The following is a 19306-nucleotide window of genomic DNA, read 5'->3' as shown; positions in this document are numbered from 1 at the left end:
CGGAGGGGATACGGGCGGTGACTCACGTGCAGTCCGCCGCCGCGTCCGACACAGTAGGGACTTCCGCCGGGGTCGTCCATACTTTGTCCATCATCAGGTCAAAGAAGGGGTGGCGGCCGGCCCGACGGTGTGTCACCGCCGGGCCGCGTACGCGGACCCCGCCGGTCTACGCCGTGTGCAGGCGCAGTCCGTAGCGGTTCAGGATCTCGTTGACCGGCTGGAACCAGGTCTGGCCGCCGCCGGAGCAGTTGCCCCACCCGCCGGAGGTGACGCCCTGAGCCTGGTCGCCGGAGATGAACGAGCCTCCGGAGTCCCCGGGTTCGGCGCACACGCTGGTCTTGGTGAGCTGGTGGACGGCGCCCTGGCTGTAGTTCACCGTCTCGTTCTTCGCCAGGACCGTCCCGCAGTGCCAGCGCGTGGTGGAGCCGGAGCGGCAGATCGACGCGCCGACGGGAGCCTCGTTCGAGCCGCGCACCAGCTGGTCGGGCACCGTGCCCCAGCCCAGCACCACGGGCACGGTCCACCAGCCGCTGCCCACGCTCACCCAGGCGTAGTCGTCGCCCGGGAACGACGAGCCCTGGAAGGTGCCGATGTGGGTGCGGTCCCAGCCACTGACCGCGGCGCCGGCCCGCCCGCAGTGACCGGCGGTGACGAAGCCGCCATGGACCGAGAAGCCTATGGAACAGCGGACGTTGCCCGTGTAGTAGGGATCGCCGCCGACGGTTCCGGCGGCGAACGTGCGGGGAGCCGCGTTCACTTCACGGATCTGGACAGGGCCCGCGTCGAGCGCCTTGGCCACGAAGTCCCTGACATCGTTATCAGAGCGCTGTGATGTGACGACGTCCACCACTACGCGGTTGACCTTGGGGTCCACTCGCCAAGCGGCGACGCCCCGGGGCGCTTCGGCCTTGTCGAGCTGCTTCTTCGTGGCGTCCAGCCGGGCCTCGGAGTAGTCGGCCCGGCGGAACTCGGCGCCCGCGGCCCGCACTTCCCCGGCCAGGGACGGATCGGTGGCGGCGACCGTCAGTCTGCCGGTGCGCGCGTCGAACCAGCTGCCCGCGTAGGCGCTTCCGGCGACGCTCCTGACGCGCCGGTCCACGGCTGCCGCGTGCCGCTCCGCCGAAAGGCGGTCCTCCGCCTCGGACTTCGTGAGGTTCAGGTCCCGCTGCATCGCCTGCACGAGGCCCGGCGACATCTCGGGAGCGCCCGAGCGAGGACCGGGTGCGGCCTGCGCGATGGGCGAGAGGGAGGCGGCCGCGGCTCCGATGGCGAGCAGCAGAGCGGCGGCAGCGCGTGATCGCGTATGACGCATGGGGGTGCTTCCTTCCGTTCGCTGTGGGGGACGCCGGCTGAGGACAGCAGGCGCGCGGACGGTGAGAGCGCTCTCAACGCTAGCCGGGAGGTTACGCCGACATCGGCAACTGGTCCATACCTAGTACGAGTTGAGATGGGAGGAAGTGAAAACAGCGCCGGGCGGCCCGCCGCCGTCCGGCACCCCGACGATCAGGGAGCCCGCACCAGGGGTGGCTCCCCCCAGGAGGCGGTCAGCGCCTGGCGCAGCGCGCTCACGGCCGGCGCGCCGATACGTTCGGCGAGGACGCCTTCGATCACGGCGAGCGCGCCCTGCGCTCTGTGATGGACCCGGGCACCTTCCACCGTGGGGCGGATCAGGCGGCTGCGGGCCGAGGCGGGGTCGGGGACCTGCTCCAGCAGCCCCATGCCGATCAGGCCGTGCACGGCCTGGTGGACGGTCTGCCGGGTGACGCCGATCCGGCGGGCGAGTTCGGAGATCGTGGTGCCCCGCTCGTCCAGGGTGGCGAAGACGGCGGCCTGGGCCACGGTCACCGGCTGCTCCCCCGCGGCCTCCATGCTGGCCAGCAACGCGTCGTCGAACCACCGCTTGGCCTCGGTGAGCAGCTGGGGCAGGTTCGGCGCGGGCGTGGTCATGGCTCCTCGGGGGCGGTACGGGAATCCGAGCATAGCGACAGCACGTCGATCGCCCTGGCCCAGGACGAGGGACCGTGTCACTCGGGGTCCCGCGAAACCCGTATGTCAGGTAGCCTGACATTAATTGCTTCCTTGTGCCGGAGGTCTTTCATGACCATGGAGTTCGCCACCCGCTACCGCTCCCGCTCACGCATCCCCGCCGAGCCGGGCAAGCCCTACTTCATCGAGAAGGGCATGGGCGACCGCGCCCACCTGTTCACCGACCTCGTCACCGTCTACGCCGGCGGCGAGCAGACCGAGAACACCTTCAACTTCTTCACCGTCGAAGGCCCCAAGGGCGACCTCATCCCGGCCCACTCCCACGCCGACACCCACGAGGTCTTCTACGTCACCGACGGCGCCGTCCGGCTCTTCGTCGAGGACCTTGAGGGCGAGCAGTGCGAGAAGCTCCTCACGGCGGGCGACTTCGGATTCGTCCCCAAGAACTGCCCGCACGCCTACCGCATCGAGCGCCACCACAGCCGGATCGTCGGCGTCGCCGCGGGCCCGGGCGGGACCTTCGAGCGGTTCTTCGAGAACCTCGGCACTCCCACCGAGGAACTCGGCCTGCCGGAAAGGCCGTTCGTGCCCGAGCCGCACAAGTTCGGTACGGTCCCGCGCCAGTACGACGTGCGGTTCCTGCCCGACCACCAGTGGCGCACGGGGAACTGACCGACGGTGGCGTACGGACAAGCGCTGCTGGCCGGGGCGGTGGTCGGCGCCCTGTACGCGGCCCTGCGTGTGAAAGCCCCCGCTCCCCCACCCGTCGCCCTGGCCGGCCTGCTCGGCATCCTGCTCGGGCAGAGCCTCCTGGAGAAGCTGTGACGGTCGGACGGCGGACCCGGGCTGCCGCCTTCGGCCGCCGTATCGCGGTCTCCTTCGCCACGGGGCTGGCGATCGGCGCCCTCTACCGGGCCTTCGGCATCACCGCCCCCGCTCCGGCCCTGCTCGGGCTCACGGGTCTGCTGGGCATCGGCCTCGGGGAGCGTGCGGCCACAGCGCTCGGGGCGCGGGTGGCCCGCCGTCGTGCGGCTCTTCCGGGCCCGGAGACGGCCGACGTGGAGCGGCCCTCGCCGGCGCTGCGACCGCCGGGTCTGGAGGAGCCCTCGCCGGGTCTGCGACCGCCCGGCCTGAAGGAGTCCTCGCCGGGTCTGCGACCGCCCGCCCAGGAGCAACCCCCGCCAGGCCAGCGACCGCCCGCCCAGGAGCAGCTTTCCGCCGCCCAGCACACAGCCCACCGGGAGCAGCTTCCCGCCACCCCGTGCACAGCCCACTGGGAGCAGCTTCCCGCCGCCCCGTGCACACCCCTCCCCGAGGGACCCCCGCCGCCCCCGCACACACCCCACCCGCAGCAGCCTCCCCCCACCCCGCACACACCCCACCCGCAGCAACTCACCCCCACCACAACCGATCAGGCGCCGCCTCCCCCCTGCGCCTGCCTGCCGTCCTCGCGGCATTGACCTGCGGGTCTGCGCCGACCGCGCCGACCGCGCCGTCCGCCGCTTCCTGGGCTCCGCCCGCGTCCGCCGCCCGTTCTCGTCCGGAGAGAGGCCCCATGCCCCTGTCGTCCGAGCTCGCCGCCCTGCTCGCCCCGCTCGTGCCCGACCGACTGCCGCTGCCGCCCGCCGCGCATCCCGCGCCGGGCGTACGGCTGCTGCGCGGCGCCGTCTATGCGGCCCCGGCGGGCATCCGCCCCCTGGAACTCGACCTGTGGGTGCCCGACGAGCCGCAGGGGCCGGTGCCCGTCATCGTCTACCTCCACGGCGGCGGCTGGCGGACGGGTACCCGCGCGGACATGGGACCGCGCTTCCGCCACTGGCGCCCGGGCCCCTTCGCCCGTCTCGCCCAAGCCGGGTTCGCCGTCGCCAGCCTCGACTACCGACTCTCCGGCGAGGCCCTCTACCCCGCTCAGCTGGAGGACGTCACCGCAGCCGTGGGATGGCTCAACGCCCGCGCGGGCGAACTCGGCCTGGACACGGCCCGAATCGTGGCCTGGGGCGAATCCGCCGGAGCCCACCTGGCCGCCCTGCTGGCCCTCACCACCCCGGTGAGCGGCTGCATCGCCTGGTACGGGCCCACCGACCTGACCACGTTGCCGGCCCAGTCCCGGCCCGGCGCCTACGATCCCGCCGATCCCACGACCCGCGAGGCCCTGCTGATCGGAGGGGCCGTCGCCGCGGCGCCCGACCGTGCCCGTGCGGCCAGCCCGGTCGCCCATGTCACCGCCGACGCCCCGCCGTTCCTCATCCTGCACGGCACCGACGACGTGCTCATCCCCCTCGCCCAGGGCGAGCAGCTCGCCACGGCGCTGCGCGAGGCGGGCGCCGACGTCGACTTCCGTCCCGTTCCCGGCGCCGACCACGCGTGGGCGGGGCTGCCGGAGGAGGAGGTGGAGCGGTGCTTCGCCCTCTCCGCGGACTTCGCCCGCGCACGCACCCTCGGGCGGCCCGCCTGACAGCAGCTCATCTCGCCTGCGGCGGCCAGGGAACGGCGTAGGTGTGAGTTCCCGGACCCGCGTGCGCCGACCCCCCGCCGGGCAGGCGGACCTCGGCCTCGGTACCGGGGGGAATCTCCACGGTCAGCGAGAAGACGTCGCCGTGGATGCGCCACCGGCTGGTGATCGGCCCATGGAGGGAATCATGGCGCGCCGATGCGGAAGCGAGGCCGCCGGGGTACGGAGCGATGAGGAAGCGCCGGTACCCGGCCTCCGTCGGGGCCGGGGCCGTGGGCAGGCGGATTCCGGCGATGTACTGGTGGAGGAAGGAGACGACAGCGCCCTTGCTGTAGTGGTTGTACGACATCTTGGGGCGGCCCCGGTCGTCGATGCCATGCCAGTCCTCCCAGATGGTCGTCGCGCCCCGGTCGATCATGCCGAGCCAGGACGGCGGCGTGGACTGTCGCAGCAGCGCGCAGGCGAGTTCGGGATGACCGTGGTCGGCGAGGACCGGGAGCAGTAGGCCGGTGCTCAGGAAGCCGGTGGTCAGGTGACGATGCACCGGCGGTCGAGCTGCTCGTCCACTCCCAAGCGGAACTCGCGGGCGCGGCGCTCCAGGAGTGCGCAGGGCTCCCGGACCTGGTCGAGGTCGAGTTCCGGCCCTTCGTGAGGGCGCTGATCTCCGTGCAGCGGCTGCGACTTGAGGCCATCGGCCGCAAGGGCGGCGCCGTCCTCAAGGGCGGTGTGCGGCCTCCTGCCGTGGCAACCGCGCGGGTCCTGCTGCGGGAGGCCGTCCGGGCCCGGCGGCTGCGTCGGCGCTGACGGTGGCGGGGCACCCGTCACCGTCTGGTCTGCGGGCTGGAGGGCTGGAGGAGCTGGTCGACGGGGGCGTAGTCGTCGGTGAGGAGCCGGGCGTCGCCGATCCAGGAGGTGAGGTCGTCGCCGGTGGCGATCTTCCAGCCGGTTTTCCGGGCGTCCAGGGCCTCCTGGGTCGCGGGCACGTCGACGGGGCGGTCCGAGGCGAGCACCACCAGATTGCCGCCCTCGGGGGCGGCGGCCGGGTCGAGGCCGATGTCGGCCGGTTCGCCGACGACGGCGACGTGCTCGAAGGTCTCGCCGAGGGTGGCCACTTCGGCCCGCGCGAAGTCCATCCCGCCGTGGTCGATGAGGTTGACGACGTACAGCCCGTCCTCGTCGAGCGCCCGCCGTACGTCCGTCATCGCCTCCACCGTGGTGAGGTGCCACGGCACGCTCACGCCGCCGAAGGCGTCACCGACGACGAGGTCACGGCTGCCGGCGTCCAGTCGCCGCAGGCCGAGCCTGCCGTCCTCGGCCCGTACCTCGATGCCGCTGTGCGAGCGCAGACCGAGGTGCTCACGGTTGATGCGCACGACCCCGCTGTCGATCTCGGACACGAGGCTGCGCGTCCCGGGTCGCGTCGCCGCGAGGTAGCGGGGGAAGGTGAGTCCGCCGCCGCCCAAGTGGTAGGCGGAAAGCGGCTCGTCGTCGGGAAAGGCCGTGTCGACCACGGACGCGAAGGCGCGCACGTACGTGAACTTCAGGAACGTCGGGTCGTCGATGTCGACGTAGGAGTGCCGCAGGCCGTCCAGGACGAGGGTACGGCCGCCCGCCCTGTCGGGGTCATCGACGACATGTGCGCAGTGGTACCTGGTCTCCGCGTCGCAGCCACCGGGCGCGACCGTGGTGGCGAGGCCGCCGGCCACGACGACGAGGGTCAGGGCGGGAACCCCGGTCCAGCCGCGCGTACGCCACTCGATCAGCGCCGAGCCGACCACCAGAAGGATCCCGAGGCCGATCAGGATGCCGCTGACCGGGAAGCGCGACACGAGGACGAAGCCGGTGAGGACGGTGCCGACGATGGCGCCGGCGGTGCCGACGCCGGACAGCCGGCCGACCACCGTTCCGGTCTCGGCGAGGGTGGTCAGGCGCAGCTTGGTCACGATCGGCGTCACCGCGGCGAGCAGCGCGCCCGGCACGAGGATGGTCAGCGACGCGATGAAGAAGAGCAGCGGCGGCGCCCACTCCGCCGTGGTGCGCAGGACGAGCGGGGTCAGCGCCACGACGACCCCCGAGAGCCCGAGCGAGGGGCCGATCAGCCGGCGTGGACTGACCTGGTCGGCGAGGCGCCCTCCCATCCAGGACCCCGCGGCGATCGCGGTGAGCGCGACACCGATGACCATGGTGCTGGTCTCCAGGGTCAGGCCGAGATAGGGAGCCAGCAGCCGCAGCGCGACGATCTCGACCACGAGGACCGCGGCCGAGGAGGAGAACACGAGCACGGCGGCGGCACGAGAACCCAGTCCGTTGTCACGGGGGTTGGGCGCGGCGACGGGGGACGAAGACAATCCGGTCACACGCGGCATCCTTCCACGCGCCGCGTCTGGCCACAGGAGTTGAGAGGAGCCGAGGGCTTTCGCAATCGTGATCGACCGGCCCAAGGGCGCCGGTGCCATGATGATCGGTATCCCCAGGAGACCGGAGGAGACCGCGTGGACGACCTGACCCAGCACGAAGGCGACGAGGCCGGCCCCGACGTACGGGCGCGGATCCAGGAGAGCTTCGCACGTCAGGGGCTGATGGCCCACCTCGGTGCGCGGATCACGAAGATCGCGCCCGGCCGCGTCCACATCGTGCTCCCCGGCCGTCCCGAAGTCACCCAGCAGCACGGCTACTTCCACGCCGGAGCCACCAGCGCCATCGCGGACAGCGCCGGCGGCTACGCCGGTCTGACGTTGTTCCCCGAGGACAGTGACGTCCTCACCGTCGAGTACAAGATCAACCTGCTGGCGCCCGCACTCGGCGACCACCTCGAGGCCGTCGGCACCGTCCTGAAGTCCGGCCGCACGCTGACCGTGTGCCAACTGGAGGTCTTCGGCGTCCGGGACGAGGAGCGCAAGCTCGTGGCGCACGGGCAGCAGACCCTCATCCGCTTGGACGGGCCCCCGCGGTGAGCCCCGAACGCCCAGCGGCGGCGAGCCGGCGTTCGGCGATCCGCTGGGCCGCCATCAGGGGGGTGACCCCGGCCGACCGCGCCGCTTCAAGGATGTCGCCGACGGTGTCGGCGATGCCCTCCACCCGCTTCCGCGCGGCCTCATGGGTGCGGTTCTGCGACTCCCTGCTGAGGGTGTAGGCGATACCGCCGGCACTGGCCACGAAGTCGGGCACCCAGACGATGCCCCGGCGGGCGAGGGCGTCGGCCACGCGCTCCTCGGTCAGCTGGTTGTTCGCGGGGCCGACGATCAGACGCGCCGTGATGTGCGGGACGGTCACGTCGCTGAGGACCCCGCCGACGGCAGCGGGCACCAGGATGTCGGCCGGCGCGGACAGGGCCTGACCGGGCTCCACCCACCCGTATCCGCTCGCCAGGGCCTGCGCCTTGCGGGACGGCTCCACGTCCGACACGACCACCCGCGCGCCCTCGGCGGCCAGTCCCACGGCGATGCCGCTGCCGACCGCGCCGAAGCCGCTGATCACCACCTTCCGCCCGGCGCAGGAGGCGTCGCCGAACACATGCCGTGCGCCGGAACGCAGGGCCGCCAGCACACCGATCGCGGTCGGGCCGCTGGAATCGCCGGTGCCGCCATGCTCCTGCGGGGCGCAGTACGCGTACGGCGAGAAGCGCTTGAGGACCACCATGTCCTCGGGGCCGGTGCCGACGTCGGGACCGGTGCGATACGAACCCTGGAAGGAAGCGATCAGCTCGCCCAGGTCCTCCAGGGCGGCCTCGCGCAGTCCCGGCGTGAGGTCGGTGTCCCGGCCGAGAGCGATCACGCTCTTGCCGCCGCCGAAGTCCAGACCGGCCACCGCGGCCTTGTAGGTCATCGCCTCCGACAGGCGCAGCGCGTCGGCCAGTCCCTCCTGCCAACTGTCGTAGCGACGCAGCCGGCAGCCGCCGACCGCGGGTCCCAGGGCCCGGGAGTGGACCGCCACGATCAGCGGAAGCCCGCAGCGGCGGCCGCGCCGGATGACCACGTCTTCATGGGTGAATGCTTGGCTCATGGCTGTGAAGCTAGGCCGATGCCCAGATCGGTTGGCCAACTGCCGAATGAAATTCGGCGTCTTGGCGCATAAGGCAGTCATGGATGAACTTGATGCGGCGATCGTGCACCATCTGCAGGCAGATGGCCGGCAGTCCAACCGCGCCCTCGCCGAGCGGCTCGGCATAGCCCCTTCCACCTGTCTGGAGCGCACCCGGCTCCTGCACAAGCGCGGGATCATCGAGGGCTATCGCGCCCAGGTGTCCCTCCGGGCGCTGAACCGGTCCGTGCAAGCGATGGTCGCCACCCAGGTCCGGCCGCTGCGCCGGGATGTGGTCGCCGCGTTCGAGCGGTCGGTGACCCGGCTGCCGGAAGTCGTCTCCGTGTACACGATGGCCGGCAGCGACGACTTCCTGGTCCATGTCACCGCTCCGGACATCGACCATCTGCACGCCTTCCTCCTCGACCAGTTCACCGACCGGCGCGAGATCGTCAGCTTCCGCACCTCGATCATCTTCCAGCACCTGACCAACCCCGTACTCGACCCGCTGCCGGACGCTGGCTCCCCGGCGGACGCATAGGATCGCCGCATGGCGCTGCGACCTGTCATGGTGAACATCAAGGCCGTTGATCACGCGGCGGTCGGCCGGTTCTGGGCGGAGGCACTCGGCTGGAGCGCCTACAGCCCGGGCATGACGACGTACGTGGGACCCCCCGGAGGTCTCGTCTGGCCGGACCCGGTCGCCGTCGGCATCGACGTCGTTCCCGTCCCCGAGGCCAGGACGGGAACGAAGAACCGGGTGCACCTCGATCTCGCCACCACCTCCGCCGCCCATCAGGCGGAGCTGGTGGCACGCCTGAAGGATCTCGGTGCGACCCCGGCCGACGTGGGCCAGGGCGAGGTGCCGTGGACGGTCCTCGCGGACCCGGAGGGCAACGAGTTCTGCGTGCTGGAGCCCCGGGAGGTCTACCGGGACACCGGGCCGATCGCCGCGGTGGTCGTGGACTGCGCGGATCCGCGGGCCATGGCACGGTTCTGGGGTGCGGCGCTGGACTGGGACCTGCGCGAGGTGACAGATGATCATGCGGTGATGCGCTCCGCCAGGACGGGCGGCCCGTACCTCGAATTCCTCCGTACGCCCGGGGGGAAGACGGTGCCGGACCGCGTCCACCTGGACCTGCTGCCGTACCCCGGCGACGACAGGGCGGCGGAGGTGGCCCGGCTGCGGGCGCTCGGCGCGGCCGACCTCGATCTCGGCCAGGGCGACGTCCCGTGGACGTGTCTCACCGACCCGGAAGGCCACGAGTTCTGCGTTCTCGCCCTGCCCTGAGACGGTTCCCGTCCTGTCCTGAGGCAACAGATGGCCGCCCACATGTTTGAGACGGGCGTTTTGGTTCACGCGTAGGGAGTATCACTCCACGTGGAGGCAGCCATGCTCTTGATAGGCATCATCCTGCTCGTCATCGGTTTCATCACCGGTGTATCGATCTTGTGGACCATCGGCCTCATCCTGACCGTGATCGGCGCGATCCTGTGGATCATGGGCTCGATGGGACACGCGGTCGCCGGACGTCGCCATTATTGGTGACGCCGGGAGCTACTCTGCGGCGTCACGACGCAGCTCGGGCCGGTGTTTCCTCACCGAAGGCCCGGGCTGCGTCGGCATGTCCTGCGAAGCTTGCGCCCATGCCCCCCGGAACGGACGAGCGGGGCGGAGCGAGAGGTAGCAGAGGCTATGGACTGGGCGCATTTCGCACAGCAGATGGCGTCGATGGCGCGTGACCTGCTGTCGCAGGAGTCCCTCTCCGGCACGCTGGAGCGGATCAGCGGTTCCGCGGTCGAGCTGGTGGAGGGCTGCGAAGCGGCCGGCATCCTGATCCTGCACGGCAAGACGATCGAGACTCTCGCGCCGACCGAACAGCTCGTCGTGGCCAGCGACCGGCTGCAGGAGCAGGCGGGCGAGGGGCCGTGCTTCGACGCCGCCCATGCCAAGAACGACGAGCGCGTCTTCCGGGTCCGCGATTTCGCCCACGAGCCGCGTTGGCCCGCCTACGCCCCGCAGGCCCGTCAGCTCGGCGTGGGCAGCATGATGGGCTTTCTGCTCTACACCGAGGACGAGGAGCTCGGCGCCCTCAACCTCTACTCCCCCAGCCCCGGCGCCTTCACCGAGACCAGTGAGCTCGCCGGCTGGCTGCTCGCCTCCCACGCCGCGGTCGCCTTCTCCAGCGCCCGCACGCAGGCCCAGATGGAACACGCCATGGACACCCGCCATGCCATCGGCGAGGCCATGGGCATCCTCATGGGCAGCCACGATCTCACCGAGAAACAGGCGTTCGACGTCCTGCGCCGCTACTCGCAGACCAAGAACGTCAAGCTCCGGGAGGTCGCGCGCCAGATCTGCGAACGGGGCGGTCTGTCCTGACCCCGCTCGGCTCCCCCGGCTCATGGGCAGAACCAGAGGAGCCTAGCCAGATCAGCCCCCTAGGGATACGCCGCTGACCCGGCCTGTGCACCAAGTCCCCTCGGACGGTGCGTTCAATGCGCGACCGGCACCCCTATCTCGAATCCCCCTGTCGCGAATCCCCCACGGCGGTCGAGCCGCACCCCCGACTTTGTCCTGATCATGGAAAAAGCTGAGAGTTCTGGCGCGAAAGGGGTTACGCGCCAGAACGAAGGCCGCTAACTTCACTGAAATGAACCGGTCATGCATATGCAGTCCGGTTCAACGGCGCGACGGCGCGCGCCGTTCTCCCCTTCCCCAGGACTCCCATGTCCTGCAGTCATCCCCACACCTCGGGAGACGTCTGTGCGCACAGCACTGCTCAGACCCAGGCTCATCCGTTCGTTGGCGCTGGCGGTGGTGTGCGCCGTCGGCTGCTTCGTACCGGGAACCGCATCCGCCGCACCGCCCGATCCGGCCGACGGCGTCGGCGCGGCCGCCGTGGAGTTCCAGCAGATCACGCTCGCCAAGGGCGTGGCCGAGATGGGCGAGCCCATGACCCTCGCCGTCCTGCCGAACCGTTCGGTACTGCACACGTCACGCGACGGCACCGTGCGGATCACCGACGCTGCCGGGAACACCAGCGTGGCCGGCAAGGTAGATGTATACAGCCACGACGAGGAGGGCCTGCAAGGCATCGCCGTGGACCCGGCGTTCGCCTCCAACCGCTTCATCTACCTGTACTACGCCCCCAAGTTGAGCACACCGGGCGGCGACGCACCCTCGGACGGAGCGGCCGCGGACTTCGCGCCGTTCGACGGCGTCAACCGGCTGTCCCGGTTCGTCCTGAAGACCGACAACACCCTGGACACGGCCAGCGAGAAGAAGATCCTGGACGTGCCGGCGTCGCGCGGCATCTGCTGCCACGTCGGCGGCGACATCGACTTCGACGCGGCGGGCAACCTCTACCTGTCGACCGGCGACGACACCAACCCGTTCGCCTCGGACGGCTACACCCCGATCGACGAGCGGGCCTCCCGCAACCCGGCCTACGACGCCCAGCGTTCCTCGGGCAACACCAACGACCTGCGCGGCAAGGTGCTGCGGATCAAGGTGAACGCCGACGGGACGTACGCCATACCCAGCGGCAACCTCTTCGCCCCCGGCACCGCCAAGACCCGCCCCGAGATCTACGCGATGGGCTTCCGCAACCCCTTCCGGATGAGCGTGGACAAGGCCACGGGCATCGTCTACCTCGGTGACTACGGCCCCGACGCCGGCACGGCGAACGCGGGCCGGGGACCCGAGGGACAGGTCGAGTTCAACCGGATCACGAAGGCGGGCAACTACGGCTGGCCGTACTGCACCGGCAAGAACGACGCCTACACCGACTACAACTTCGCCACGAGCACCTCGGGCGCCAAGTTCGACTGCGCCGCCCCCAAGAACACCTCCCCGCGCAACACCGGGCTGACCGACCTGCCCCCGGCGCAGCCGGCCTGGATCCCCTACAACGGCGGATCCGTACCGGAGTTCGGCGGCGGCTCCGAGTCCCCGATGGGCGGCCCCGTCTACCGCTACGACGCCGCCTCCACCTCCCAGGTCAAGTTCCCCCAGGAGTACGACGGCGACTACTTCGCCGGCGAGTTCGGCCGCCGCTGGATCAAGCGCGTCGAGGCCGCCGGTGACGGCACCGTGCAGTCCATCAACGCCTTCCCCTGGACCGGCACCCAGGTGATGGACATGGCCTTCGGACCGGACGGCGCCCTGTACGTCCTGGACTACGGCACCGGCTACTTCAACGGCGACGCGAACTCCGCCCTGTACCGCATCGAGCACGTCACCGACGGCCTCGCCCCGCTCGCGCAGGCGAAGGCGAACGTCACCTCCGGCAAGGCACCGCTGGCGGTCACCTTCTCCTCCAGCGGCAGCTCGGACCCGGACGGCGGCGCTCTCAGCTACGCCTGGACCTTCGGCGACGGCGCGACCTCCACGGCCGCCAATCCATCGCACACCTACACGGCCAACGGCCAGTACACGGCCACCCTGAAGGTCACGGACCCGACCGGCAAGACAGCCACCGCGTCCGTGCAGATCACCGTCGGCAACACCGCCCCGACCGTTCGGATCGACCTGCCCACGGACGGCCGTATCCACGACTTCGGCGCGGCGATCCCGTTCAAGGTGACGGTGACCGATCCCGAGGACGGCACCATCGACTGCTCCAAGGTGAAGGTCTCCTTCATCGTCGGCCACGACAGCCACGGCCACCCGCAGACCTCGGCCACCGGATGCACCGGCACCCTGCAGACCCTGGCCGACGGCGAGCACGACCCCAACGCCAACATCTTCGGCGTCATCGACGCCGAGTACACCGACAAGGGCGCCAACGGCCAGCCCGCGCTGACCACGCACGACCAGCACATCGTCCAGCCCTCCCACCGGCAGGCCGAGCACTACGGCGACTCCGCCGGTGTCCAGGTCGTCTCCCACGCTCCCGCCCACGGCGGCAAGACCGTCGGTTACATCGACAACGGCGACTGGATCTCCTTCACGCCCTACGCCCTGGACAACACCACCCGCTTCACCGCCCGGGTCTCCTCCGGAGGAGCGGGCGGCACCATCGAGGTGCGCGCGGGCTCGCCGACCGGTGCCCTGCTCGGCACCGCGACCGTGCCGGTGACCGGCGGCTGGGAGACCTTCCAGGACGTCACCGCCGACCTTGGCAACCAGCCCGCCGGCTCCACCCAGCTGTACCTGGTCTTCAAGGGCGGCGCCGGTTCGCTGTTCGACGTCGACGAGTTCTCCTTCACCACCTCCGGCGGCGGCGGAACCGGCTCGGGCGCCATCAAGGGCGTCAACGGCAAGTGCCTGGACGTCGACGGCGGCAGCACCGCTGACGGTACGAAGATCCAGCTGTGGACCTGCAACAACTCCACCGCCCAGACCTGGACCCCGGCCGCCGACGGCTCCATCAAGGCCCTGGGCAAGTGCCTCGACATCTCCGGCGGCGCCAGCGCCGACGGCACGAAGATCCAGCTGTGGACCTGCAACAACACCGGCGCCCAGAAGTGGGCGCCCCAGGCCGACGGCACCGTCCGCAACCCGCAGTCCGCCAAGTGCCTCGACGCGTCCGGCGGCACCTGGAACGACGGCACCGCCGTCCACCTGTGGACCTGCCACACCGGAGCCAACCAGAAATGGACCCTTCCGTAGAAAGGAGGCGACCGATATGCGTACCGGACTCAAGACCGTTCTCGGCCTGTTCGCCGGCCTCACGCTCTGTCTGACACCGCAGGCCACAGCCATGCCCGAGCCGACGGACCAGCCGGCCGGCCAGACCCGCCAGGCGGCGGCTGCCCGGCCCGCGGCCGATGCGGCGGCCGACCCCGCGTACAAGATCCTCGTGTTCTCCCGGACCGCCGGCTTCCGGCACTCCTCGATCGACGACGGCATCGCGGCGCTGCGGTCCCTCGGCACGGCCAACAACTTCACCGTCGACGCCACCGAGGACCCGCAGGCCTTCACCACCGGCAACCTCGGCCAGTACAAGGCGGTCGTCTTCCTCTCCACGACCGGTGACGTGCTCGGCGACGGCCAGCAGACCGCCTTCGAGCAGTACATCAAGGGGGGCGGCGGTTACGTCGGCATCCACGCGGCGGCCGACACCGAGTACGGCTGGTCCTTCTACGAGGGCCTGGCCGGCGCCCTGTTCCACTCCCACCCGGCGATCCAGTCCGCCACCGTCAAGGTCGAGGACCGGGCCCATGACGCCACCGCGCACCTCGGCAGCACCTGGCAGCGCACCGACGAGTGGTACAACTACCGCTCCAATCCCCGCACTTCGGCCCGGGTGCTCGCCTCCCTCGACGAGTCCAGCTACTCGGGCGGGAACATGTCCGGCGATCACCCCATCGCCTGGTGCAAGGACTACCAGGGCGGGCGGGCGTTCTACACCGGAGGCGGCCACACCGACGAGTCGTACAGCGAAGCCGCGTTCCGGCGGCACCTCCTGGGCGGCATCCGCTGGGCCGCGGGTATGACGGAGGCGGACTGCCGCCCCGAGACCGGCTACACCTCCCTGTTCAACGGCTCCTCCACGACCGGCTGGCGGCAGGCCGGCCCCGGCGGCTTCACCCTCGCCGACGGCAGCCTCACTTCCTACGGCGGCCTGGGCATGCTCTGGTACGCCGCCAAGGAGTTCACCGGGGACTACTCCCTCAAGCTCGACTGGAAGATGGCCGGCGACGACAACTCCGGGATCTTCCTCGGCTTCCCCGCCTCCGACGACCCCTGGTCGGCGGTGAACAACGGTTACGAGATCCAGATCGACGCCACCGACGCGGCCGACCGCACCACCGGCGCCGTCTACGGGTACAAGTCCGCCGACATCGCGGCACGCGACGCCGCCCTGAACCCGCCCGGCGAGTGGAACACCTACGAACTGCGCGTCACCGGCGAGCGGCTGGAGATCTTCCTCAACGGCCGCAAGATCAACGACTTCACCAACACCGATCCCGCCCGCAGTCTGCAGCAGGGCCACATCGGCATCCAGAACCACGGCGACGGTGATGACGTCGCGTTCCGGAACATCCGGATCGACGAGGCGGGCGGCACCACGCCCGGTCCCCGCACGGGTGCGGTGAAGGGCGTCAACGGCAAGTGCCTGGACGTCGCCAACTCCAGCACCGCCGACGGCACGAAGGTCCAGCTGTGGACCTGCAACGGCTCGAACGCGCAGACCTGGACGCTGGCCGGCGACGGCAGCGTCAAGGCGCTGGGCAAGTGCCTGGACGTCTCCGGCGGCGGCAGCGCCGACGGCACGAAGATCCAGTTGTGGACCTGCAACAACACCGGCGCCCAGAAGTGGGCGCCCCAGGCCGACGGCACCGTCCGCAACCCGCAGTCCGGCAAGTGCCTCGACGCGTCCGGCGGCACCTGGAACGACGGCACCGCCGTCCACCTGTGGACCTGCCACACCGGCCCCAACCAGAAATGGACCCTGCCCTGAACGACTGACCGACTGAGTGACTGAACGACTCACGACCTGAGCGAGCCGGGGGTGAGGGCCGATTCCCCCGGCCCTCACCCCCGGCTCGCCAGGTTGTCCGCGAACTCCCCCGGGTTTGTCCGTGATCGGTAACGGACGCATCCCGGGGCTCCCGTCTGTCGTCCTGCCAGGTGGTCGCACGGCGGCCCTGGGTGTGAGGGACTGCGGGAAGCGGGGCGGACATGGCACGGCACGGTGGCGGGCGGGGCTGGTACGGCAAGATGATCGGGGCGGCGCTGGGGGTGACGGTGCTCGCCACCGGCGCCTCGGTGTGGACCGTGCAGGCGGGTGCCGCGAGCAGCGGTTCCGCGGCGGAGGCAGCCAGGCCGAGCCCTGCCGCCGAGCGGGTCGCGGTGACCATCGCCCATGCCTCCGACGCAGGGCCGCGGGGCGTCAACCTCACGATCGACGACGGCCCGGACCCCGTGTGGACCCCCCAGGTGCTGGACGTCCTGCGGGAGTACGGGGCGAAGGCCACGTTCTGCATGGTGGGCACCCAGGCGCGGGCCCACCCGGACCTGGTGAAGGAAGTGGTCGCCGCCGGCCACCGGCTGTGCGACCACTCGGTGGCGCACGACACCACCATGGACCAGCAGTCCCAGGCCTACCAGTCGCAGCAGATCCTCGACGCCGAACGCATGATCACCGAGGCGTCGGGCGGCGTACGCCCGATGTACTACCGGGCGCCCGGCGGGGCCTTCACCCCCTACAGCCGCACGCTCGCCGCCTCCCGGGGCATGCGCCCGCTGGGCTGGAACGTGGACACCAAGGACTTCGAGCAGCCGGGCGCGGACGCCATCGTCGCCACCGTCCAGCGGGAACTGCCCAATGGGCCGACCGTCCTCTTCCACGACGCGGGAGGCGACCGCTCCCAGACCGTCGAGGCCCTGCGCCGGATCCTGCCCTGGCTCAAGGAGCAGGGCTACTCCTTCGGTTTCCCGGTGCGCTGAGCCGTACGAGGCTGGCGTAGGCGAAGGTCTCGCCCTCGCGTGGCGCCCTGGTCCAGGACCGGGTGATGAAGGTGGGGAGCCGGCCTCGGGTCAGCGCGAAGCGCGGGAGCGACAGCCCCAGTTCGGTGTGCAGGGCCTCCAACACCTTCCGTTCGCGCACCGGTTCCGGATCCCCGGGGCGGAACAGCCGTGCCGGGTCCAGGGCCTCGGGTATCGCTCCCGAGCGCTGGATCTCCGTACCGCGCGCGGTGAACGCGTGGCGCTCCTCCCCCTGTTCGGCCACCGACAGGTGGAACGCGGCCGGGCGGTCAGCGGGTGTCGATGGCCGCGGCTCGCGCCATACCACCACCGCGCGCCCGGCGGCGGAAGCGACCGCGGCGGGTGACAGGAACAGCTGGTTGACGTACTGGTGGCCGTCGAAGGCGAAGGCCCATGTTCCGGCCCGGCCGACCGCGGCCAGGGCCCGGCCGTCCCAGGGTTCCGCGTCCGCACGCCGGTGCGCCCCCGGTGCCCGCCAGGGCATCATGCGCACCTCCACGGGAGCGCTCGGCTCCGCGCCTTCCTCACCGATCAGGGCGGGCAGACGGGCGGGATCGACTCCCTCGACCCAGACACAGCGGTATCCGTCGAGCGGCTGCCCGTTCGCCGTGGGCTCCGTCAGCCAGGCGAGGCCCGGCGGGTCGAGATCGGGCACCGGCTCGGGAAGGGGACCCCTCTCCCCCGACCGCGGCGTCGCGAGGATCTCCCGCCCCCGCTCCGGGGTGATCAGCGGGCCCAGGACCGGATCGGCGAGCAGGCCGATCGGGGCGATGACCGCGGGCCCGGGCGCCTCCCACAGCGGCAGCGCGTCCCGCAGCGTCCCCCACGCGGCGTCGGTCTTCCCCCAGCGGGCCGACTCCCGGGCCTCGGCGACGGCCCGGCCCCAGGCACCGGCAGGCGTATAGCGGTGGGTGCCGTCCCGCATCGCGCTCAATACGGTCTCGGCGGTCCGCCGGGCGACCCCGCGGGCGGTCACCGTCCTGAGCCAGTGGTCGTCCCCGTCCGTCCGCCATTCGCCGCGCGCCGCCGGCAGCGCCTCCACGGCCAGGAACTCGGGCAGATAGCGCGGGTCGGCCACCAGTCCGCCGTAACCCTGGGAGCCGTGGGGAGCCTGCAGATGGCGGAGCTGGTTCAGCAGGACGGCGCTGTGGGGCCGTCCGAAGGACGACGCCTCCTCCAAGAGGGGGACGGCCTGCTCGTACCGTCCGCGCAGGGCCAGCAGGCGGGCCTCCGCCACCCGGGCGTCCTGGGCGCGCGTGGTCGCGTTGACGCCGACCCCCACTCGCCGTCCGGGTCGCTGTCGCCCGGATCGAGCAGGGCATGCGACATGTCGGAGTCCGTCTCCAGGCGCAGCGCCCGCTGCCACATCCCGGCCAGCAGGACGTTCTCCTCACGCGGGTCGTCGACCAGATACTGCTCGTACAGCGAGGTCAGGCCATGCGGGTCCCCGAACCAGTCGATGTCCGCGGCGCCGCCCAGCTCGTAGATCCCGGCCGGCTGGTCCACATGCCACCCGTCGCTCGCGGCCAGGAACCCCCGGTACGAGGGCGGCAGCCTCCGGCCCAGCCGCTCCTCGGCCGCGGCGATCGCCGCCTCGCCCGCCCCGGGCCTGCCCAAGGGGAGGGTCCGGTCCTCGTCCGCGTCCGATCGCGGCACCCACTCCTGCTGCCAACGGTCAGTAAAGTCATACCAGTTGAAAGATCCGCCGCTCATGGCCGGATGGTGTCATGCGGCACTGACAACGGACCGCCCCGCGCCGCGCCGGGGCCAGGCAGCGCCCTCCCCTCACGACACTTTTGGCCCAGTCCTGAGGAGGTGACCGGCGGCGGACGGCGTGTCACCCGGCGGGTCGCCCCAAGTGGCGGGCGCCGGGTTCCCGGCTGACCGTGGATCACGTCGAGGCGGGGCCCGATCCAGTTGATACAGAGTCAGCGACCCGCTCGTCGGCAGAACGGACGTCAGATGCACTCTGCACGCGCACTGCTCGCCATCTCGGCGGCTTCGGCCGCCCTCGTCCTCAGCGCCCCCGGCGCCTACGCCGTCGAACCCGACCAGGACCACGAGGAGTCCTCGTACAGCCAGGACCACGGCACCGCCCGGGAGGACGAAACCCGGGATGAGGACTCCTGGGGCGACAAGGAGCACGGCAAGGAGGACTCGTGGGGCGACAAGGACCACGAGAAGGACGACTCCTGGAGCGGCAAGCACGACGAGAACACCTGGAAGGGTGACCACGAGAAGCCCAAGGGCGGCATGCACACCGGTGGGGGCGGGCTGGCCGGGCCCACGGTGACCGCGGGCGGGCTGGCGGTCCTGGCGGTCGCCGGTACTGGTCTCTACGCGGCGCGCCGCCGGAAGAGTGCCGGAAGCGTGGCCTGACCATGCCGGGCGTCATAGCCACCGCGGCC

19 protein-coding genes and 1 pseudogene are annotated in these 19306 nt (G+C 71.3%); 14 read left to right on the top strand and 6 right to left on the bottom strand.

The genetic code is table 11. The annotated features are described in order from the left end of the window. Positions 1-166: 166 nt before the first annotated feature. Both ACFYW5_RS26710 and ACFYW5_RS26705 read right to left on the bottom strand, forming a co-directional pair. A complete protein-coding gene (locus ACFYW5_RS26710; protein ID WP_389419623.1) occupies positions 167-1312 on the bottom strand; it encodes a S1 family peptidase in 1146 nt (381 codons plus the stop codon). Between the two features lie 191 nt (positions 1313-1503). Continuing rightward, complete coding sequence (locus ACFYW5_RS26705; protein ID WP_389419622.1) at positions 1504-1947, bottom strand: MarR family winged helix-turn-helix transcriptional regulator; 444 nt, start codon at positions 1945-1947, stop codon at positions 1504-1506. 150 nt (positions 1948-2097) lie between these two features. On the opposite strand from ACFYW5_RS26705, the gene ACFYW5_RS26700 reads away from it, so the two are divergent. From ACFYW5_RS26700 to ACFYW5_RS26685, 4 genes are all read left to right on the top strand, one after another. Then, positions 2098-2658, top strand: coding sequence for a quercetin 2,3-dioxygenase (locus ACFYW5_RS26700; protein ID WP_389419621.1), 561 nt, complete (start codon positions 2098-2100; stop codon positions 2656-2658). A gap of 6 nt (positions 2659-2664) precedes the next feature. Continuing rightward, on the top strand, positions 2665-2811 hold the full coding sequence (locus ACFYW5_RS26695; protein ID WP_389419620.1) for a DUF1427 family protein: 147 nt from the start codon (positions 2665-2667) through the stop codon (positions 2809-2811). After that, a complete protein-coding gene (locus tag ACFYW5_RS26690; protein WP_389419619.1) occupies positions 2808-3446 on the top strand; it encodes a DUF1427 family protein in 639 nt (212 codons plus the stop codon). The genes ACFYW5_RS26695 and ACFYW5_RS26690 overlap by 4 nt, the downstream gene beginning before the upstream one ends. A 95-nt stretch (positions 3447-3541) precedes the next feature. Continuing rightward, positions 3542-4441: an alpha/beta hydrolase fold domain-containing protein gene (locus tag ACFYW5_RS26685; RefSeq protein ID WP_389419618.1), complete on the top strand. Its 900-nt coding sequence runs from the start codon at positions 3542-3544 to the stop codon at positions 4439-4441. A 7-nt stretch (positions 4442-4448) separates the two neighbouring features. On the opposite strand, the gene ACFYW5_RS26680 is transcribed toward ACFYW5_RS26685, so the two are convergent. Further along, on the bottom strand, positions 4449-4982 hold the full coding sequence (locus ACFYW5_RS26680) for an alpha-L-rhamnosidase C-terminal domain-containing protein (RefSeq protein WP_389419617.1): 534 nt from the start codon (positions 4980-4982) through the stop codon (positions 4449-4451). A gap of 104 nt (positions 4983-5086) precedes the next feature. Here ACFYW5_RS26680 and ACFYW5_RS26675 point away from each other — a divergent pair, with 104 nt between their 5' ends. Next, entirely contained in the window at positions 5087-5242 is a 156-nt protein-coding gene (locus ACFYW5_RS26675) for a hypothetical protein (protein ID WP_389419616.1), read from the top strand. Positions 5243-5259: 17 nt separating this feature from the next. Here the strand turns inward: ACFYW5_RS26675 and ACFYW5_RS26670 are convergent, their stop codons facing one another. Then, positions 5260-6804, bottom strand: coding sequence for a fused MFS/spermidine synthase (locus ACFYW5_RS26670; protein ID WP_389419615.1), 1545 nt, complete (start codon positions 6802-6804; stop codon positions 5260-5262). A 213-nt stretch (positions 6805-7017) separates the two neighbouring features. On the opposite strand from ACFYW5_RS26670, the gene ACFYW5_RS26665 reads away from it, so the two are divergent. Then, entirely contained in the window at positions 7018-7392 is a 375-nt protein-coding gene (locus ACFYW5_RS26665) for a PaaI family thioesterase (RefSeq protein ID WP_389419828.1), read from the top strand. Here the strand turns inward: ACFYW5_RS26665 and ACFYW5_RS26660 are convergent. Further along, positions 7364-8440 (bottom strand): Glu/Leu/Phe/Val dehydrogenase dimerization domain-containing protein, encoded by a 1077-nt coding sequence (locus ACFYW5_RS26660; protein ID WP_389419614.1) that lies wholly within the window; start codon positions 8438-8440, stop codon positions 7364-7366. The genes ACFYW5_RS26665 and ACFYW5_RS26660 overlap by 29 nt on opposite strands. 79 nt (positions 8441-8519) lie before the next feature. On the opposite strand from ACFYW5_RS26660, the gene ACFYW5_RS26655 reads away from it, so the two are divergent. The 7 genes from ACFYW5_RS26655 (at position 8520) to ACFYW5_RS26625 (ending at position 16859) form a co-directional block, all read left to right on the top strand. Next, positions 8520-8999, top strand: coding sequence for an Lrp/AsnC family transcriptional regulator (locus ACFYW5_RS26655; protein WP_389419613.1), 480 nt, complete (start codon positions 8520-8522; stop codon positions 8997-8999). Between the two features lie 9 nt (positions 9000-9008). Next, entirely contained in the window at positions 9009-9749 is a 741-nt protein-coding gene (locus tag ACFYW5_RS26650; protein WP_389419612.1) for a VOC family protein, read from the top strand. A gap of 102 nt (positions 9750-9851) precedes the next feature. Continuing rightward, positions 9852-10007: a DUF6131 family protein gene (locus ACFYW5_RS26645; RefSeq protein ID WP_389419827.1), complete on the top strand. Its 156-nt coding sequence runs from the start codon at positions 9852-9854 to the stop codon at positions 10005-10007. 147 nt (positions 10008-10154) lie between these two features. Beyond that, a complete protein-coding gene (locus ACFYW5_RS26640; protein ID WP_389419611.1) occupies positions 10155-10841 on the top strand; it encodes a GAF and ANTAR domain-containing protein in 687 nt (228 codons plus the stop codon). Positions 10842-11225: 384 nt separating this feature from the next. Continuing rightward, positions 11226-14075, top strand: a complete 2850-nt coding sequence (locus ACFYW5_RS26635) for a PQQ-dependent sugar dehydrogenase (RefSeq protein ID WP_389419610.1) — start codon at positions 11226-11228, stop codon at positions 14073-14075. Between the two features lie 16 nt (positions 14076-14091). Beyond that, positions 14092-15870 carry a ThuA domain-containing protein gene (locus ACFYW5_RS26630; RefSeq protein ID WP_389419609.1) on the top strand — a complete coding sequence of 593 codons (1779 nt, stop codon included), beginning with the start codon at positions 14092-14094 and terminating at the stop codon, positions 15868-15870. Between the two features lie 221 nt (positions 15871-16091). After that, positions 16092-16859: a polysaccharide deacetylase family protein gene (locus tag ACFYW5_RS26625; protein ID WP_389419608.1), complete on the top strand. Its 768-nt coding sequence runs from the start codon at positions 16092-16094 to the stop codon at positions 16857-16859. Here the strand turns inward: ACFYW5_RS26625 and ACFYW5_RS26620 are convergent. After that, a pseudogene (locus tag ACFYW5_RS26620) lies at positions 16819-18611 on the bottom strand (SMI1/KNR4 family protein). The gene ACFYW5_RS26625 and the pseudogene ACFYW5_RS26620 overlap by 41 nt on opposite strands. Positions 18612-18860: 249 nt before the next feature. Here ACFYW5_RS26620 and ACFYW5_RS26615 point away from each other — a divergent pair. After that, complete coding sequence (locus ACFYW5_RS26615) at positions 18861-19277, top strand: hypothetical protein (RefSeq protein ID WP_389419607.1); 417 nt, start codon at positions 18861-18863, stop codon at positions 19275-19277. The last annotated feature ends 29 nt before the right edge of the window (positions 19278-19306 follow it).

This window comes from Streptomyces sp. NPDC002779, assembly GCF_042888685.1.
Classification (GTDB): domain Bacteria; phylum Actinomycetota; class Actinomycetes; order Streptomycetales; family Streptomycetaceae; genus Streptomyces.
This window is presented reverse-complemented; position numbering and strand designations above follow the sequence as displayed.

Bases quoted from the DNA above. Each gene is read 5' to 3' on its own strand.
- ACFYW5_RS26710 (WP_389419623.1), bottom strand. From the start codon at position 1,312: ATGCGTCATACGCGATCACGCGCTGCCGCCGCTCTGCTGCTCGCCATC.
- ACFYW5_RS26705 (WP_389419622.1), bottom strand. From the start codon at position 1,947: ATGACCACGCCCGCGCCGAACCTGCCCCAGCTGCTCACCGAGGCCAAG.
- ACFYW5_RS26700 (WP_389419621.1), top strand. From the start codon at position 2,098: ATGACCATGGAGTTCGCCACCCGCTACCGCTCCCGCTCACGCATCCCC.
- ACFYW5_RS26685 (WP_389419618.1), top strand. From the start codon at position 3,542: ATGCCCCTGTCGTCCGAGCTCGCCGCCCTGCTCGCCCCGCTCGTGCCC.
- ACFYW5_RS26670 (WP_389419615.1), bottom strand. From the start codon at position 6,804: ATGCCGCGTGTGACCGGATTGTCTTCGTCCCCCGTCGCCGCGCCCAAC.
- ACFYW5_RS26665 (WP_389419828.1), top strand. From the start codon at position 7,018: ATGGCCCACCTCGGTGCGCGGATCACGAAGATCGCGCCCGGCCGCGTC.
- ACFYW5_RS26660 (WP_389419614.1), bottom strand. From the start codon at position 8,440: ATGAGCCAAGCATTCACCCATGAAGACGTGGTCATCCGGCGCGGCCGC.
- ACFYW5_RS26655 (WP_389419613.1), top strand. From the start codon at position 8,520: ATGGATGAACTTGATGCGGCGATCGTGCACCATCTGCAGGCAGATGGC.
- ACFYW5_RS26650 (WP_389419612.1), top strand. From the start codon at position 9,009: ATGGCGCTGCGACCTGTCATGGTGAACATCAAGGCCGTTGATCACGCG.
- ACFYW5_RS26645 (WP_389419827.1), top strand. From the start codon at position 9,852: ATGCTCTTGATAGGCATCATCCTGCTCGTCATCGGTTTCATCACCGGT.
- ACFYW5_RS26640 (WP_389419611.1), top strand. From the start codon at position 10,155: ATGGACTGGGCGCATTTCGCACAGCAGATGGCGTCGATGGCGCGTGAC.
- ACFYW5_RS26630 (WP_389419609.1), top strand. From the start codon at position 14,092: ATGCGTACCGGACTCAAGACCGTTCTCGGCCTGTTCGCCGGCCTCACG.
- ACFYW5_RS26625 (WP_389419608.1), top strand. From the start codon at position 16,092: ATGGCACGGCACGGTGGCGGGCGGGGCTGGTACGGCAAGATGATCGGG.
- ACFYW5_RS26615 (WP_389419607.1), top strand. From the start codon at position 18,861: ATGCACTCTGCACGCGCACTGCTCGCCATCTCGGCGGCTTCGGCCGCC.